13 protein-coding genes are annotated in these 16964 nt (G+C 46.9%); all 13 read right to left on the reverse strand.

The annotated features are described in order from the left end of the window. Window positions 1-18 precede the first annotated feature (18 nt). Window positions 19-1188 carry a restriction endonuclease subunit S gene (locus BUA83_RS05875; RefSeq protein WP_072935266.1) on the reverse strand — a complete coding sequence of 390 codons (1170 nt, stop codon included), beginning with the start codon at window positions 1186-1188 and terminating at the stop codon, window positions 19-21. Further along, entirely contained in the window at window positions 1178-2680 is a 1503-nt protein-coding gene (locus tag BUA83_RS05880; protein WP_072935267.1) for a type I restriction-modification system subunit M, read from the reverse strand. Before BUA83_RS05880 ends, BUA83_RS05875 begins: the two co-directional genes overlap by 11 nt. Window positions 2681-2967: 287 nt before the next feature. Next, window positions 2968-3585 carry a recombinase family protein gene (locus BUA83_RS05885; RefSeq protein ID WP_072935424.1) on the reverse strand — a complete coding sequence of 206 codons (618 nt, stop codon included), beginning with the start codon at window positions 3583-3585 and terminating at the stop codon, window positions 2968-2970. A 331-nt stretch (window positions 3586-3916) separates the two neighbouring features. Then, on the reverse strand, window positions 3917-8146 hold the full coding sequence (locus BUA83_RS05890) for an acyl-CoA dehydratase activase-related protein (protein ID WP_072935268.1): 4230 nt from the start codon (window positions 8144-8146) through the stop codon (window positions 3917-3919). 183 nt (window positions 8147-8329) lie between these two features. Then, complete coding sequence (locus BUA83_RS05895; RefSeq protein WP_072935269.1) at window positions 8330-9310, reverse strand: lysylphosphatidylglycerol synthase transmembrane domain-containing protein; 981 nt, start codon at window positions 9308-9310, stop codon at window positions 8330-8332. A gap of 26 nt (window positions 9311-9336) precedes the next feature. Beyond that, a complete protein-coding gene (gene queC, locus BUA83_RS05900; protein WP_072935270.1) occupies window positions 9337-10017 on the reverse strand; it encodes a 7-cyano-7-deazaguanine synthase QueC in 681 nt (226 codons plus the stop codon). 14 nt (window positions 10018-10031) lie between these two features. Beyond that, a complete protein-coding gene (rpe, locus tag BUA83_RS05905) occupies window positions 10032-10676 on the reverse strand; it encodes a ribulose-phosphate 3-epimerase (RefSeq protein ID WP_072935271.1) in 645 nt (214 codons plus the stop codon). Between the two features lie 11 nt (window positions 10677-10687). Next, entirely contained in the window at window positions 10688-12403 is a 1716-nt protein-coding gene (gene pknB, locus BUA83_RS05910) for a Stk1 family PASTA domain-containing Ser/Thr kinase (protein WP_072935272.1), read from the reverse strand. Window positions 12404-12416: 13 nt separating this feature from the next. After that, on the reverse strand, window positions 12417-13817 hold the full coding sequence (locus BUA83_RS05915; RefSeq protein WP_234988283.1) for a peptidoglycan D,D-transpeptidase FtsI family protein: 1401 nt from the start codon (window positions 13815-13817) through the stop codon (window positions 12417-12419). Next, a complete protein-coding gene (locus BUA83_RS05920) occupies window positions 13807-15066 on the reverse strand; it encodes an FtsW/RodA/SpoVE family cell cycle protein (protein WP_072935274.1) in 1260 nt (419 codons plus the stop codon). Before BUA83_RS05920 ends, BUA83_RS05915 begins: the two co-directional genes overlap by 11 nt. After that, window positions 15059-15766 (reverse strand): Stp1/IreP family PP2C-type Ser/Thr phosphatase, encoded by a 708-nt coding sequence (locus BUA83_RS05925; protein ID WP_072935275.1) that lies wholly within the window; start codon window positions 15764-15766, stop codon window positions 15059-15061. Before BUA83_RS05925 ends, BUA83_RS05920 begins: the two co-directional genes overlap by 8 nt. A gap of 5 nt (window positions 15767-15771) precedes the next feature. Next, window positions 15772-16218: an FHA domain-containing protein gene (locus BUA83_RS05930; protein WP_072935276.1), complete on the reverse strand. Its 447-nt coding sequence runs from the start codon at window positions 16216-16218 to the stop codon at window positions 15772-15774. Then, window positions 16215-16958, reverse strand: coding sequence for an FhaA domain-containing protein (locus tag BUA83_RS05935; protein ID WP_072935277.1), 744 nt, complete (start codon window positions 16956-16958; stop codon window positions 16215-16217). Before BUA83_RS05935 ends, BUA83_RS05930 begins: the two co-directional genes overlap by 4 nt. Window positions 16959-16964 lie beyond the last annotated feature (6 nt).

Below are 16964 nucleotides of genomic sequence, written 5' to 3' on the forward strand. Positions count from 1 at the left end.
AGTTCGCTCCTTTCGGTTTTAGATTTCTATATCTGATACGTCAATTTCACCTGACATAAGACGAGGTAATAACGTGTCTCGAAGTTCTTTTAATTGTTTATTTTCTAATTGATTATTAACAATTTGTTTAATTATTGGATTTGTCATTTCATCAAAACGATCAAGGACCTCAGAAGATGGCATGGTAATTTCAAAAGCGTCATAATCCTTTTTACCTATATGAATAACTGTAGTTGCTACTTGCGTTTGTTCAATAATATTTAATAACGGTTTTATTGAAAAAAGAAGAAACGCTTTTCCTTTAGGTCTCAAATTTTCAAAAATACAGACTCGCTGATTCAGCCAAGCTTCGCTATTACCCCATATGTGTGGTCTGAACTCACCATCCATACCAACAACAATATCTCCTGGTTTTATTAAATGCCCTTTGGGATGTTTTTCTGTAGTATAAGTTTCCAAATTTTGTCCTTTAAGGTCTCTAATGCGAACTATGGGCATACCTTTTCTTTCAGTGTTGAATAACTTAGATGAAAAAGGGGCTCCATATATAATTTTCGCAATAGAATAAATATCCTCTTTCGTCCATGATGACGGAGGCAAACCACCAAATGGTTCAAAATCAACAAACCACGACTTATAAATCGCCTGTGCCTGCTCCTCTAAATTCTTGTTTATCGCCGTATTTGTTTCGATTTTATCGTCTATTGAAGATAATATACTACCAATCTTTCTTTGTATCTCTATAGATGGTATTTGAATTTCCACCTTCTTCAGTTCTTTGGCCTTTATTCCAAATACTGTGGTTCCACTTGAACGTGCTTCTATTCTTCCTTTCAACACTCTATCTTGTAACGCATAAAACAAGTAGTCCGAATCTAAAATACTATTGTTGGGTTCAAGTATAATAACCCTCTGTGCAAATGCCATTTTTTCATTGGTCTTTATTTTAGCCACTTCTCCTAAGGGAGCTTCTGTTGTAAGAATTATATCACCCTTTTTAGGGATTCCTCTTCTCATCCATTCATCATATAATGCTTCATCAATAAATTCCTGTGGCTCTTGAATAATACCATTTTTTATGATTTTTGCTGTTATTAAAGGTATTCCAAAAGATGTCTTAGGTGGCGTTTTCCCTCTATAGTCAATGAAGTTGCAAATATCTCCTATCAAATATTTATTATACTTCATACCCAATCGCCCCCAGATTCTTTCGAATCTTATCTTCAAGTTCATGGGATTTAGCGAACAAGCCTGAAAGCTCTCCCGTCAATCGTTTCATCTTCCCATCGAATGGCTCACCGTCGTCCTCCTGTTCCTCAATGCCAACGTAGCGCCCCGGTGTCAGGATATAGTCCTGCTTTGCGATATCCTCTAAGTCAGCCACAGCGCAGAAGCCTTTTACATCCTCAAGAGTTCCCTTTTGAAATGCTTCGAAGGTATCAGCCAGCTTTGCAATATCGTCGTCCGTGAAATCCCTGTGTTTCCTGTCCACCATGTGTCCCATCTTACGGGCATCAATAAAGAGCGTCTTACCCTTCTGCTTTTTATTCTTCGATATGAACCAAAGGGTTACAGGAATGGTTACGCTGTAGAAAAGCTGCGTTGGCATAGCAATGATACCTTCCACAAGGTCATCTTCGATAATTCGCTTACGGATTTCTCCCTCACCGCTAGACTGTGTGGAGAGCGCGCCGTTTGCCAGTACCAGACCGATTTTACCGTTGGGCGCAAGATGATGAATCATGTGCTGAATCCACGCGTAGTTGGCATTTCCTGCAGGGGGCAAACCATATTTCCAACGCTTATCTTCCTTCAGCTTATCCTGTCCCCAGTTGGAAAGATTAAATGGCGGATTAGCCATAATAAAATCTGCTTTCAATGCAGGGTGCAAATCGTTGAAAAACGTATCTGCCTGGTACTCTCCAAGATTTGCATCTATTCCACGAATGGCAAGGTTCATCTTTGCCATTTTCCATGTATCTGCATTCGACTCCTGTCCGTAAACGGAAATAGCTCCCCTATTGCCGCTATGCGCCTGTATGAATTTTGCGCTCTGTACGAACATACCTCCGCTGCCGCAGCACGGGTCATACACACGGCAGTTTGAAAACGGACGAAGTATGGAAACTATGGTTTTTACAACGCTTGCGGGCGTATAAAATTCACCGCCCTTTACTCCTTCATAGGCAGCGAACTGCGCAATACAGTATTCGTAGGTTCGCCCTAAAAGGTCTTTATTTTCCTCTGTATCGCTCATATCCATGTTTGTGAACAAATCTACCACGTCACCCAGGACTCGCTTATCCAGGTCAGGGCTTGCGTAGTTTTTCGGCAGTACATTTTTCAGTTTTTTATTATCGGTCTCGATAGCACGCATAGCGTCATCAATGACCGTACCAATCTCAGGGGTATGAGCTGCCGCAGCGATAGTCTGCCAACGTGCCTGCTCAGGTACGAAGAATATATTTTCTTCCTCGTATGCGTCAGGATCGTTCTCGAACCCGTCTCCTTCCTCCACCAACTCGTTATAGCGTTTCTCAAAGGCGCTGCCAATATACCGAAGGAAAATCAATCCCACGATAACCTTGCGGTAATCAGCCGCCGGGATATGTCCCCAAAGAACACACGCCGCATCCCAAATCTGCTTCTCAAATCCAATGTTGGCACTGCTTGCAGTCATCTTCATAGTCCCCCGTCAGTACGCCTATTGAATTTTCAATTCAAAAAAGCATACGTTTAGAAACGTGGGATTATGCTATAATGATTTCTGAATGAACCCTTGAAACCGTTGAAGATTCAAGAGATTCAAAATTTCATTTAGAAACGTATACTAATAAGAAATTTTTCTTCATAAAAAAAGCACCCTGACCACTGCAGATTTCTGCAATGGCAGGATGCTTTTTTCATAAATCAATTACCAATTCGCTGCATTTTGAAATTTTTATAGCGAGAAAGTAAATATGTTTGTTATTTTGCCTGATGAAGCTGGTTCACATAGGCTTCCCGTGCTTTTACATAGAATGTAGTCCTGGGCATTCCGCATGCTTTGGCAGCTTCATTCAGTGTAGTTTCTCCTCTTTTCCACCGCGCATACTGCTCTACCGCGCCTGTGGGCATTGGTTTTCTTGGCCTGCCGAAGCGCACGCCTCTTTTCATGGCTTCCCGTATGCCCTCCGCCTGTCTCTGACGTATTGCCGAGCGTTCATTTTCAGCTACAAAGGAAAGCACCTGCAGCACTATATCCGCCAAAAATGTTCCCATCAAATCCTTTCCCCGTCGGGTATCCAGAAGCGGCATATCCAGTACGACGACGTCTACGCCCTTCTGTTTTGTTATCCGCCGCCATTCCTCTATGATTTCCTTGTAGTTGCGCCCAAGACGGTCGATGGAATGGATGTATAGCAGCGAACCTCTTTCCATACGGCGTATCAGCTTTTTGTATTTCGGACGGTTGAAGTCCTTGCCTGACATGTAGTCGATGAAGATATTTTTCTCCGGTACTCCCATGTCCCGTATTGATGCCAGCTGTCTGTCGATGTTCTGTTCTCTCGTACTTACACGCACATATCCGAATATATTATCCATGTATACCCCTCCATCTCTATACATGCCATAAGCAAACATTTTAACAACGCGCAAAAGGAAATTTATTCGGCGGATGCTTTTATTTCCGACAATAAAAACACAAAAATAGGAGCTGTGAAAAAGCAACAAGAGTGCCTTCTCCTTTAGGAGAAGGTGGGCCCGCAGGGCTCGGATGAGGTGCTCCCCAAAGTGCCTGCTATGTACATAAATAGCGGCTTTCCTTGGTGTACCTCATCCACCACTACGTGGTCCCCCTTCCCCATTGGGGAAGGCAAGAAATACTTTTTCACAGCCCCCAGAAAAGAGGACTATTTAACAGCCAAGATATTTTTTATACTGCGTTATCCTGTGCAGCGGGATTTTTTTCTTTTGCAACTGAAAGCATGAGCTTTATTCGGTTGACCTGATTTACTTCACTTGTTCCTGCGTCACAGTCAAGAGCGATGATGTTGCTGTCAGGATATTCTTTCCTGAGGGCGTGCATTACGCCTTTTCCTGTGATGTGGTTCGGCAGGCAGCCGAATGGCTGCAGACATACGACGTTCGGTACGTCATCATCCACCAGCTCAAGCATTTCTCCTGTAAGGAACCATCCTTCTCCTGCCATGTTTCCCAAAGAAACAAGCTTTTCCGCGAGCGCCGCAAGCTCAAAGATGTTTGCAGGTGCCTTGAAGTGCCTGCTCTTTTTCAGTGCCTGTGTCGCAGGACTGCGGAAGAACTCAAGTACCTTTATGGACATCTGGGATTTCAGCTTCGCGACAAGCTTTCCGTCGAGAATCTTGTGCTTCACGATATCGTCGAAGGCCATGTATTCCATGAAGTTCAGCAGGTCAGGCATGACGACCTCGGCACCCTCGTCCATCAGAAGCTCCTCAAGATGGTTGTTTGCAACAGGGTGATATTTTACGAGAATCTCACCGACGATACCGACCTTAGGCTTCCACATTGTTTCATCAATCGGAAGCGCATCAAATTCTTTGACAAGGTTTTTGATGTTGCTGCAATATTTGAAGTAGTTGCTGTGTGTCAGCTCATCCTTACAGCGCTGCAGCCACTTCTGATAGAGTATTTCCGTGGAGCCTGCTTCCATCTCGTAGGGCTTCATGCGGTTTTTCACACGCACGAGAAGGTCACCGTACACGATTGCCTTTGTTATGTCTGTCGAGCAGCTCCGTGTCATGTTGAAGGCATCCGTTTCGCTTGGACGTCCTATACATGCAAATACAGGAATCTGCGGATAGCCCGCGTCCTTCAGCGCCGCACGCATGAGATTGAGATAGTTTGTAGCCCGGCACGCGCCGCAGGTCTGGAACAGCATGACCGAGGTATGCTCAGGGTCACACTGACCGCTCTTGATAGCGGCGAGAAGCTGTCCTACCACGACTATGCAGGGATAGCACATGTCGTTATGGATATATCTGAGTCCCAAATCTATCGCTGTTTTCTCAGGCATATCAGGGATTACGAGATTATATCCGTGTCTGTTCAGCGCGGTTTTAAGAAGCTCAAACTGAACAGGCGCCATCTGCGGAGCAAGTATGGTATGCGTTTTACGGCATTCCTTTGTGAAGTGCGGACGCTCAGCAGGTTTTACAGGCTCATAGGGTGCTGCTTTTCTTCTTGAAAGCGCCGCAAGAAGCGAGCGGACACGAATACGCGCCGCACCGAGGTTCGAGACCTCGTCCAGCTTTATCATGGTATAAAGACGGTTGTGGGATTCAAGTATAGACTTGACCTGCCCAGTGGTGATTGCATCCAGGCCACAGCCGAAGGAGCTGAACTGAATCAGGGTGATGTTGTCATGCTCTGCCGCAAAGCTTGCCGCATGGTAGAGGCGCGCATGATAGCTCCACTGATTGACGATATCCAGCGGATCACCCTTGACAGGGATATGGTAGACCATATCCTCAGAGAGCACCGCCAGTCCATAGGACTGAATCATCTCAGGAATACCGTGGTTAATCTCCGGGTCAATATGATACGGACGGCCAACAAGAAGAACTGCCGGGATATGCTCCTCCTCAATCTTCTTGAGTATTTTCCTTCCATATTTTTCTACATCATTTTTGTAATATCTAAGCTCAATATATGCAGCGTCAACTGCATCTGCTATTTCTTCCTTAGGTATGCCAATAACAGAAAGCTCTTCCGTCAGACGCTTTACAAGCCGTGCCGGGTCATTGATTGGCAGGAACGGCTGCAGGAAGGTAATTCCTTTTTCCTTGAGGATGTCCATGTTGCCACGGATATTTTCCGCGTAGGAAGCAACTACAGGACAGTTGTAATGGTTGTCCCCCGGATGGAATTTGTCCTCCATGTTATAGGGTATGCACGGATAGAAAATGGTTTTGACGTCCTTTTCTACCAGATTCATTATATGGCCGTGCACCAGCTTGGCAGGATAGCAGAGGGAATCCGACGGAACTGTCGCCATTCCCTTGAAGTATGTTTTTGCCGTTGTTTTATCCGACAGAACTACCTCATAGCCCAGCATAGTGAAGAAGGTAAACCAGAATGGATAATCCTCGTACATGTTGAGAACGCGCGGTATTCCGATCTGACCGCGTTTCGGATGCGCCAACGGTTTGTAATATTCAAAGAGACGATGATACTTATATTCGTAGATATTGGGAGCCTTGTCGTCCCTGCGCTCCTGCCCTGCTCCACGCTCGCAGCGGTTTCCGGTGAAGTACCGTGTTCCGTCGGCAAAGGTGGACATGGTTACGAGGCACTGGTTGCCGCATCCGTGACAGTGATAGGATTTCGTATCTACGGTAAATGAATCAAGCTCAGCTTCGGAAAGAAGGGTTGATTTTGTATTTCCCGATTCCAATGCCAAAATCGCAGCGCCGTATGCGCCCATAAGTCCTGCAATATCCGGTCTGATAACCTCACGGTGCAGAAGCCCCTCCATGGAACGCAGAACCGCGTCGTTATAGAATGTACCGCCCTGAACAACGATATGCTCTCCGAGACTGTCCACATCACGGAGCTGCATCACTTTGAACAAGGCATTTTTTATGACAGACAGAGCTATGCCCGCGGAAATGTCGCTGACATCCGCGCCTTCCTTCTGTGCCTGTTTTACTCTGGAATTCATGAATACGGTACAGCGTGTACCCAAATCCACAGGCTCACGGGAGTCGATTGCTTTCTTTGCAAATTCCTCGGAGGTCATACCGAGTCCCTGGGCGAAATTCTGAATAAACGAGCCGCAGCCTGCGGAGCATGCCTCGTTTAATGTTATATTTCCGATATTGCCGTCATTGACGAAGAAGCATTTCATATCCTGTCCGCCAATGTCCATTACAAATGTGACATCAGGACAGAATTCCTGAGCCGCACGAAGATGGGCGAAGGTCTCAACCTCGCCTGCGTCAGCGTGGACAGCGGCTTTTACTATGCCTTCTCCGTAGCCTGTGGTCAGCACGGAGGCAACATACTGCTTTTCTGTCTTCGTCTTATAGAAGTTTTTCAGCTCTTCAATCACGGACTTCAACGGAGAACCGCCGTTGCTGCCGTAAGCCGTGTAAAGAAGCTCTTTATTTTTTCCGATAACAGCAAGCTTCGTAGTAGTCGAGCCTGCATCAATACCAAGGTAAAGCGGTCCCTCATAGGACGCAAAATCTCCCTTAGGTACACGGTTTTTGTCATGGCGTGCCTTGAAGGCCCTGTATTCTTCATCATTGTTGAATAATACAAAGGTCGAATTGTGGTGGTCCATGACAACGTCATTGCGCACCTTTTCTATGCTCTCTGTAAGATGGCTGATATCCAGCACCTTGCTCTCATCCGAAAGTGCTGCTCCAACCGCAACAAAATAACAGCCGTCCTTTACCTCGACGACATCATCAGGTTCAAGATTAAGCGTTTCAATAAAACGCTTTCTGAGGGCAGACAGGAAATAAAGCGGCCCGCCAAGGAAAGCGATGTTGCCTGCGATAGGACGTCCCTGAGCAAGGTTTCCTATAGTCTGATTGACAACAGCCTGAAAGATTGAAAGAGCTATGTCTGCTTTTTCAGCGCCGTCATTTATCAATGCCTGAATGTCTGTTTTTGCAAATACACCGCAGCGTGACGCAATCGTATAGACCTGCTTGCCCTTTTCCGCCAGCGCATTAAGTCCTGAAGCATCTGTGGAAAGAAGTGCCGCCATGTGGTCGATAAAAGCGCCCGTTCCTCCGGCGCACACTCCGTTCATGCGCTGCTCGGACGCGCGTCCGAAATATGTAATCTTTGCGTCCTCGCCGCCCAGCTCTACTGCAGTATCCGTCTCAGGAATCAGCGATTTGACCGCTGAAGCACACGCTACGACCTCCTGCACAAAAGGAAGACCTACACGCTGGGCTACACCCATACCCGCTGACCCTGTCAGAGCAAAAGAAAAACGCTGTCCCCCGACAACGTCACGCAGAGCAGTCAAATTGTCATGTAAAGCCTTGCTAATCTCAGAAAAATGGCGTTCATAGGTTTTGTAGACTATTTCCTTTGCCTGATTCAGCACGACAACCTTTATTGTCGTCGAACCGATATCAATACCTACGTTTAATGCCGCTCCCATGGGAAAAATAACACCACCTGATTTGTTTCTAACCCGATTGTATCCGGAATAATTATCCCGCCCGCTTCCCGCGGGCGGACTACATAATCAAAGAATTTAAGAAATTCTCAGCCTTTAAATGAAAATCAGCTGAATTTCATTTACGTAAACATTATAGCGCAAAATGCCTATATTTTCTATGATTTATTTTTTATTCAGGAAACCTGCGCCAAATACCTTGATTGTATAGTAAAAGCCAATCAGGAACGGTATATATTCGGCAATAAATCTCCAGCAGACAGCAACAATTCCAACAGTTCCTGCCGGTACAATATCCGTAAAGAGCAAAACAAAGCCGCCCTCTGCTATGCCCGAGCCTCCCGGCGTAGGCATGAAATACAGGAGCATATTGAGGAAAATCATTTTTCCCATTACGGCATACCAGTCAGCATCCGTAACGCCAAGTCCAAGCATGAGGCACGGCACTATGGCGTAAATGGCGATAAGCGAAAGGCCTGATTCGAGAAACACGAGAAGCATCGCCCACGGTGAAGCGTAAAGAAGACGTACTGCGTTCTGCGTGTCACGATAGCCTTTAAGGAATGTTCTGCGGCGTGCAGGCGACAGTTTTTTTGCGATGCGCACTGCAATCTTATTCAGCATTTTGGATTTCATTCCAAGAATCAAAAATAAGATAATAAGAAAGGCCGCAATAGATATTCCTGCCAGATATTCGTTCGATACTCCCGGAAGTATATGAGAGTCATGCATGAAGATGAACGGCAGACAGAGAATAAGGAACAGGATTGACACGACTGTCCGCACGAACACCAATACTGTTGCCTTTCCTGTCGGTACTCCCGCATGCCGCAAAAACATGAGCTGGGCAACGGCTCCGCCTGTTGCTCCCGGCGTCAGCAGCGCAAGGAAATAGTTGCCGAACACGACCTGAACAGCTTCACCAAGAGTGATTTCCTCATGGGATATATGCACAAGATGCATAAGCCTGCTGCCATCAAGGAACAGACCTATTGATACGCATAATACCGCCAGTGCCAATGACCACGGCTGAAACACTGTTAAATTCGTAAGCGTATGGATATCCACGGTGAAATAAATAACCGAACCGGATATAACAAGCACCAGCAATATAAGTATTGCGAGACGCTTATAGAAATTACTCATCCACGAAAGCTCCTTAACAGAGAAATTTATTTCTGAATTTCATAGGGTACGGGATCATTGACTCCTGCTTCCTCAAAGCCGCGCAGTCTCAGTCTGCAGCTGTCGCAGACACCGCACGCCTTCTCGCCGCCTTTATAGCAGCTGTGCGTGTATTCAAGCGGAGCATGAAGCTTCGTTCCCAAAAGTACGATTTCCTTCTTTGACAAGTCCTGCAGCGGTGTTTCGATTGTAATGCCTTTATGCTCCACCGCCGTAGCTCTTGTGGCGTAATTTGCCAAATCCTGGAATTTGGCGATAAATTCCGGTCTGCAGTCAGGATATCCAGAATAATCCACTGCGTTTACACCGATAAATACATGCTGCGCTCCGAGAACCTCCGCATATCCCATAGCATAGCTGAGGAAAATCAGATTCCTTGCAGGAACATAGGTGATTGGAACATCCTCACGGTCAGGATTGCCTGCCGGAACGTCTATATTCTCGTCCGTAAGCGCCGAGCCGCCGATGGCATCCATATTCGTCTCTATGATTAAGTGTCTTTTTACACCGAAATGCTTTGCAACCTTTTTGGCACTTTCAAGCTCTATGTTATGACGCTGATGGTAGTTGAAGCTTATAGGATAGAGCTCCATGCCTTTGCTGTGAGCCACAGCCATGCAAACCGTCGAATCAAGTCCTCCTGAAAGGAGAACAACTGCCTTTTCCATATTGAACCCCCTTGTCATCCGCGAAGCGAAGTGATTGCCGCTGCCAGATTGTCACTGCCGAAGACAGCCGAACCTGCTACAAGTACATTTGCTCCTGCCGCAATAACTTCTTTTGCTGTTGACGGATTTATTCCTCCATCAACCTCAATATCAAAATCCAGCTTACGCTCATTCATCATATCACGAAGCTGCTGTATTTTTCTGACCGTGGACGGAATGAATTTCTGTCCGCCAAAGCCCGGATTTACCGTCATGATAAGAACCATATCCAGTTCATCAAGAAGCGCGTCAGCCTCCGAAACCGAGGTTCCCGGATTGAGCGCAAGTCCTGCCTTCAGACCGTGAGCATGAATCTGCTGCACGATTCTGTGGGCGTGCTTTGCCGCCTCTGCATGAAATGTGATTATGTCCGCGCCGGCTTTTGCAAACGCGTCAATCTGTGTTTCCGGATGCTCAACCATAAGATGCACATCAAAAACTTTTTCGGAATGCGGGCGAAGCTTTTCAACAACAGGAGAGCCCAGTGTGATGTTCGGTACGAAGGTGCCGTCCATTACATCAATATGAATGTAATCTGCTCCTGCTTTATCTACTCGTTTAACCTCCTCACCCAATGCTGCGAAGTCTGCCGATAAAATTGATGGTGCTATATATATCATGTCTTTCTCCTTTAGTTATTGCTTTTTCCTGATTCGTTCTGTTTGCTCGGCCCTGAGGACTGAGTCGTGTTTTCATTCTTCCCTGTTGAAGGAGCTTTTCCGTTCGATACTACGAAATCAATGCTTGTTCCTTCTTCAACAGAGGTGCCGTTTGGCGACTGGCTTATTATCGTGCCCGGCGCCTGTTTGCTGTTCTGCTTTGATACCGAGCCGACCTTGAGTCCAAGAGATTTCAGGCTTGATTTCGCTGCGTCGATAGTTCCGCCGGTAAAGTCAGGAACCTTAACGAGCTGAACCTTTTTGCCCTTGCTTACCGTGATATCAACGGATTTCCCCTTGTTGATTTTGCTTCCCGGCTGCGGGTCCTGGTCAAGAACAGTTCCAACGTCCTTATCTGATTCCTTCATGTAGACGCTGCCTACCACAAGTCCCATCTTACGGAGCTTTTCTTCTACCGCGGATTTTGACAGTCCCTTCAGGTCAGGCATTGTAAGCTCTTCTCCGCCCTTGCTCACATATATGGTTATGACACGCTGCTCCTTAACTACAGAGCCTGCCTCCGGCGACTGCTTGGCAACCTGCCCTGCAGGCACATTCGCGTCATAGGTTTCCGCGATATTTACCCTGAGATTCTGTGCCTCCAAAAGCTGCTTTGCAAGAGCTACAGGACGTCCTGTAACATCAGGAACCGTAATCTCTGCCGAGCTCCAGAATTTGCCGAAGGAAAGGAATGCTCCAATGGCGAATCCCAATACGAGAACGGCAACTATGCTGAAGATAAATTTTCTTGATTTATAAACCGGTTGCTGTGGCTCTTCATCTTCTGCAATTTCAAGGTCAGCCTCGGTGACACGGGGCATCATCTGTGTGGCGAAGGGGTCAACCGCCGGTACTGTTTCCTGCTTAAAGCCAAGCAGGCGTTCAGTTGAGGCAATATCCTCTGCCATTCCGCTGGCATCCGGTCTGTCGTTGGGGTCCTTCGACATTGCCTTGAAGACAATCGCTTCTACAACAGCAGGAATCTGTGCGTCAATAGAGCGGATTGACCTCGGCTGGTCCTGAAGATGCTTCAGCGCAACGCTTACTGTTGTTTCTCCTGTAAACGGCAGGTGTCCCGTCAGCATCTCATAGAGAACAACGCCGAGAGAATATACATCGGATTTGGGAGTTATCTTCGTTCCCTTTGCCTGCTCAGGCGAAAAATAATGAACAGAGCCGACTACATTTCCGTTATAGGTCATAGTCGTTGATGTAACTGCTCTTGCTATTCCAAAGTCTGCTACCTTGACACGCCCGTCCTGCATTACAAGGATATTATGCGGTTTAACGTCACAGTGTACCAGATTATTTTTGTGCGCGTGGGACAATGCCTCTGCAATTTCCTTTGCAATCTTCAAGGATTCGGGAATAGACAGATGGCCTTCTCTCGTTATCTTATCCTTAAGAGTCTCGCCATCAACATATTCCATAACGATATAGTGCATTCCGTCCTCTACACCGACATCGTAGATGTTGACTATGTTCGGATGGGAAAGACGCGCCGCGCCCTGTGCCTCCATCTGGAATTTTGCCAAGAATTCTTTATCTCCTGCAAGCTGTGCATGCAGAATTTTTACAGCAACCACGCGGTCAAGAATTTTATCGTGTGCTTTATACACATCTGCCATACCGCCACCGCCGATGCGTTCAAGAATCTCATATCGATTGTCCAAAACGCCCTGTAACATGGTTGTATCCTCCTTACATCATTTGCAAAATCAAATCGCGGACAATAGGAGCAGCCACACTGCCGCCACCGCCGCCGTTTTCTATCAAAACAGCGAATGCTGTCTTTTTTCCTTTTATTACTGCCGTTCCAATGAACCAGGCATGATCACTGCCTGACGCATTTTCCGCGGTTCCTGTCTTTCCCGTGACGCGAACTCCGTCAACATAGGCCGCTGTTCCTGTACCTTCACGGACAACAGCCTCCATATAGGAATTTATGATTTTTGCCTCCGACCTGGGAATACTTCCCTTCCACGCCGTCGGCATTGTTTTAGAGGTTCTTATTCCCTTGGGAGAGATTATCTCGTCGACCAGATAGGGCTTCATGATTTTACCTTCATTTACAAAGCCCTCCGCCAGCATAGCCATAGCCATCGGTGTAACCAGAAGCTTGCTTTGGCCTATGCCAATCTGTGCCAGCTCTCCCGGCGACAATGAGTCAAAATCAGGAAGCTCCGCAAGGTGACTCTCTATATCTCCGGAAAGTGTTTCATCAAAGGAAACGCCTGAAAACATTTCTTTAAGTCCGCCTTTTCCCAGTCGGCCTGCAAGTGTTCCGAAGGTAACATTGCAGGATTCTGTCAGCGCATCCTTAAGCGTTACCCTGCCATGCACCTCTCCGTGGCTTTCAGCGATTGTATATCCGCCGCCCACGTCCAAAACACCGCTGCAATCGAAGACCTCATCAGTCTTCACCCTGCCGTCCTTCAAGGCATAGGCCGCAACCAGCGGCTTTATTGTGGAGCCTGGCGGATAAAGCCCCTGAACCGCACGGTTCAGAAGAACGCTGTCCTTATCTGTTGATATTTCATCCCAATGCTCTGCGGCATCCTCCGGGTTAAAGGACGGTGAGCTTGCCATGACGAGCACTGCTCCGGTATCGGCATCCAAAACCACGACAGCGCCCTTTCTTCCGCCAAGCGCTTCGTAGGCTGTCTGCTGAAGCTCGGCATCAATAGTCAGCTTTACGGTGCTGCCGGATGAATCCGAAAAAAGCTGCGCCATCGGGCCCATATGACTGTCGGCTGCGGACCGCCCTGTAAGGGCCATAGCCGCATAATGCTCGATTCCGGCAGAGCCGGTCTCAACTCCGACATATCCTGTTACAGGTTCCGCAGCTTCCCCGTAAGGGTAGCTTCTTACGCCATCATCTGTTTTCGCAAGGGTTCTTCCCTTGCTGTCAACAATACTTCCTCTGGAAATACCTGATATCTCCTGAAGACCTCTTGAGTTAAGCGGATGATGTGTAAGCATCTGACCTTCTGCAATTTCAATATATAAAATATAGCAAAACAGACAAAGCAGCATACCTATGAGTATCCATGCTGTCTGAAGTATATTTCTTCTGATGGAATCGCTCGGTTTACCCGACACGTTCATTTCCCTCTTTTTCTAAAATCGTTAGAAGCGCAAGCATCAAATAACTTGCTATCATTGAGCTGCCCCCGTAGCTTATGAAGGGCAGCGTGATGCCGGTGAGCGGAAGAAACTTTGTAACTCCTGCGGCAATTATAAACGCCTGCAGCATAAACGCGGTTCCGCAGCCTGCGGCAATCAGTGTATATACAAGGCGCGTCTGAGAGAGCGCCGTTCGTATCGAATGGTAAAACAAATACAAATATCCAAGTAAAACGGCTGTCATTCCTAAAAATCCGAGTTCCTCGGCAATAGCCGAAAAAACAAAATCGGTGTGAACTGCCGGTATTATATCAGGATTTCCGTGCGCGTAGCCCACGCCCCAGATACTGCCCGTCCCAATGGCAAATAAGGACTGAACAATCTGATATGCCATTCCCGACGGGTCCTGCCAGGGATGCAGCCATATCGCCACACGCACCCTTACATGCGAGAAAAGCATATAACTCACTGATGAAGCCGCCGAGAAGAAAAGCATCGCAACCGCAACGTAGGATTTACTCCCCGTTGCCATATAAGTCATAAAAACAGCAATGCCGAAAAACAGCAGCGCCGAGCCTAAATCTCTTGCTACCACAAAGAGCAGCATGGCCATTCCCCAAATCAGAAGCAACGGGGCTATAAAGCGCAGAGGCGGCATCTTGAAAACAAAAAACTGTCTCAGGTTTTCTGTCAGAACATCCCTATGGTCAGCGAGATACGCGGCAAGAAACAGAATCAGAACGATTTTACCGAATTCTGACGGCTGAATCGTAAATGAGCCAATGGCTATCCAATTTCGGCTGCCGCCAATCTCTGTGCCTATAATCAGCGGAAGAATCAGCAATACAAGGCAGAGAATACCCAGGCTGTAGGGATAGTCGAGCAGAACAAGGACGTGCTTTTTCAGGAGCACTGCTGCAGAAAATACTACTATACCAAGGATAACCCAGCAAAGCTGCATCTTCAGCATCTGCGGAACAAGCCGTGCCGTCATCAAAAGCCCTATCGCAGAAAGAAAGACGGCAATCGGAAAAAACCTGGCGGTTTTACCGAAGCTGTGTGACAGGACTCCTTCTGTTACGAGCATAACAAGGCTGACAGCCCCGAACAGTCCCAGAGTTACATTATCAACTCCGGGGCGGTGTCCCAATATCAATACGCCAATCCCGCAGCCAAGTGCCAAAAGCGGCCAAAGAAGCAGATTTATTCCACTGCGTTCAAGCATGATAATCCACTACCACAGCCGTTATGTTGTCGCGGCTTCCTGCATCCAGCGCTGCCTTTACAAGAAGTGCAGCTTTGTCCTGAGATGTTTCTTCAGTCAGGATACGGCATATATCCTCATCAGATACAACGGTATAAAGGCCATCTGTACAAAGAAGTACAATATCACCGTCCGATGTACCGAAGCGCCCGGTATCAACCTTGAGGTTTTCCTCAACTCCGACGGCACGCATAAGCATATTCCTCTTGGGATGATTACGCGCCTCCTCAGGAGTAATCTTACCCTTTTCTATCAAATCCTGCACAAAGGAATGATCCTTTGTGAGCTGTGTAATATTTCCATCATGTATATGATACAGTCTGCTGTCTCCCACATGCGCAAATACGCAGACATCCACATCTGCATGAAAAAGTGTTGCAGTCGTTCCCATACCTGCGTATTCAGGATGAACGGACACCTTCTGCAAGATTTCATCGTTTGCCTTCAGAACAGCATTCTTCAAAGCGAGCTCATCTATGTTGGACGCTCCGTCTAAAACCTCCTGCACCGTATCAACAAATATATGACTTGCAACCTCACCGGCAGCATGACCTCCCATACCGTCAGCTACCACATAGGTATCCGATGCCATGCAGGCAAAGCTGTCTTCATTCATAGGCCTTGTTGAGCCTATATCGGTTGCTGCATAAACCTTTGACACCACAGTCACCTCTCAAAAAGGATTGTAATCATCCCGATGCGGATGTGATCACCATTTCTTAATATCCTGCGTTCACTCAGGACCTCTTCATTTACATACGTATGGTTAGAACTGCCAAGGTCCTGAACCGTATAAAGAGTCTGTACACGCCGGAATACTATATGGTGATGTGAAACAAAATTATCTGAAATGACAAGATCATTATCTTCGGCTCTGCCCACTGTCAGGGACTCACGGAATGCAAACCGTCTTCCCTTGTATGCATCAGGTCCGTCCAGAATCGTCAGAACGGCTTCATCAGGCTCATTCCCGGCGGCTCTGTCCTCCTGCTTGTTTATTATCAGCGCAGGAGAAAGACTTTTTCCCATTTTCCACAGGAAATAAAACAGGAAAAACAAAATACCATACTGCAAAAGCACCTGGGCAAATGTTATCGCAAAAGAACTGCTCATTCCGGCACCTCGTAGCGGAGTATTGTATTTCCGATTTGTATTATGTCATCCTGATTCAGGACAGTGCTTTCAATGCGTTCGCCGTTCACAAAGGTTCCGTTCGTGCTCTGGGCATCGTAAAGCACATGACGGTGGCGGACGTATTCGATGTACGCGTGCAGCCTTGATGCCTTAGGGTCCGTAAGCAGGAATTCGTTCTCACTCCGTCTTCCTATGTATATCTTCTGCTCTCCAAGCTCCAGACGCGCGCCCTCATCATCTCCGGATTCAACAGCCAGAGAAGCAAAGAGCCTGACAGGCGGAAGATTCAGCGGCACGTTAAAGGATTTCTTATCCAGCACCAGAGTACCGTCCTCCACATCCTTTTTCTTCGATTTCTCTGCGTCTTCGAAATATGAAGTGACCTGACAAATACTCTTCGTTATATCCTCGCTTTTAATCAGGCGGATAGAAAAAATTCCATCCATGTAGACATCCGATGTTATGAGCAGCTTCTGCATGAAAACAGACAAATCCTCGATAAAGCGTCTCGACGATAATCGCTGATAATCCTCAATGCCCATGAGAACCTCATATACGTTGGGAACAAAGTCGCCTCTTTTGCTCTTTTTCCTTTTCCGCATAAGTTCATGCTCAAGTGCCTTGCGGACTTCAACCGGCTCCAGCTCACTGCTGAATTTGCGGTTGAAAAAGCCTTCGATATGGTTTTCAAGAAATGCTTCCCAATCAGGCAGCCCCATAGAGAC

Origin of the sequence: Schwartzia succinivorans DSM 10502, from assembly GCF_900129225.1 — a bacterium.
Lineage (GTDB): Bacteria > Bacillota > Negativicutes > Selenomonadales > Selenomonadaceae > Schwartzia > Schwartzia succinivorans.

Coding starts and splice junctions, on each gene's coding strand:
- BUA83_RS05875 (WP_072935266.1), bottom strand. CDS start 1,188: ATGAAGTATAATAAATATTTGATAGGAGATATTTGCAACTTCATTGAC.
- BUA83_RS05880 (WP_072935267.1), bottom strand. CDS start 2,680: ATGACTGCAAGCAGTGCCAACATTGGATTTGAGAAGCAGATTTGGGAT.
- BUA83_RS05885 (WP_072935424.1), bottom strand. CDS start 3,585: ATGGATAATATATTCGGATATGTGCGTGTAAGTACGAGAGAACAGAAC.
- BUA83_RS05890 (WP_072935268.1), bottom strand. CDS start 8,146: ATGGGAGCGGCATTAAACGTAGGTATTGATATCGGTTCGACGACAATA.
- BUA83_RS05895 (WP_072935269.1), bottom strand. CDS start 9,310: ATGAGTAATTTCTATAAGCGTCTCGCAATACTTATATTGCTGGTGCTT.
- queC (WP_072935270.1), bottom strand. CDS start 10,017: ATGGAAAAGGCAGTTGTTCTCCTTTCAGGAGGACTTGATTCGACGGTT.
- rpe (WP_072935271.1), bottom strand. CDS start 10,676: ATGATATATATAGCACCATCAATTTTATCGGCAGACTTCGCAGCATTG.
- pknB (WP_072935272.1), bottom strand. CDS start 12,403: ATGTTACAGGGCGTTTTGGACAATCGATATGAGATTCTTGAACGCATC.
- BUA83_RS05920 (WP_072935274.1), bottom strand. CDS start 15,066: ATGCTTGAACGCAGTGGAATAAATCTGCTTCTTTGGCCGCTTTTGGCA.
- BUA83_RS05930 (WP_072935276.1), bottom strand. CDS start 16,218: ATGAGCAGTTCTTTTGCGATAACATTTGCCCAGGTGCTTTTGCAGTAT.
- BUA83_RS05935 (WP_072935277.1), bottom strand. CDS start 16,958: ATGGGGCTGCCTGATTGGGAAGCATTTCTTGAAAACCATATCGAAGGC.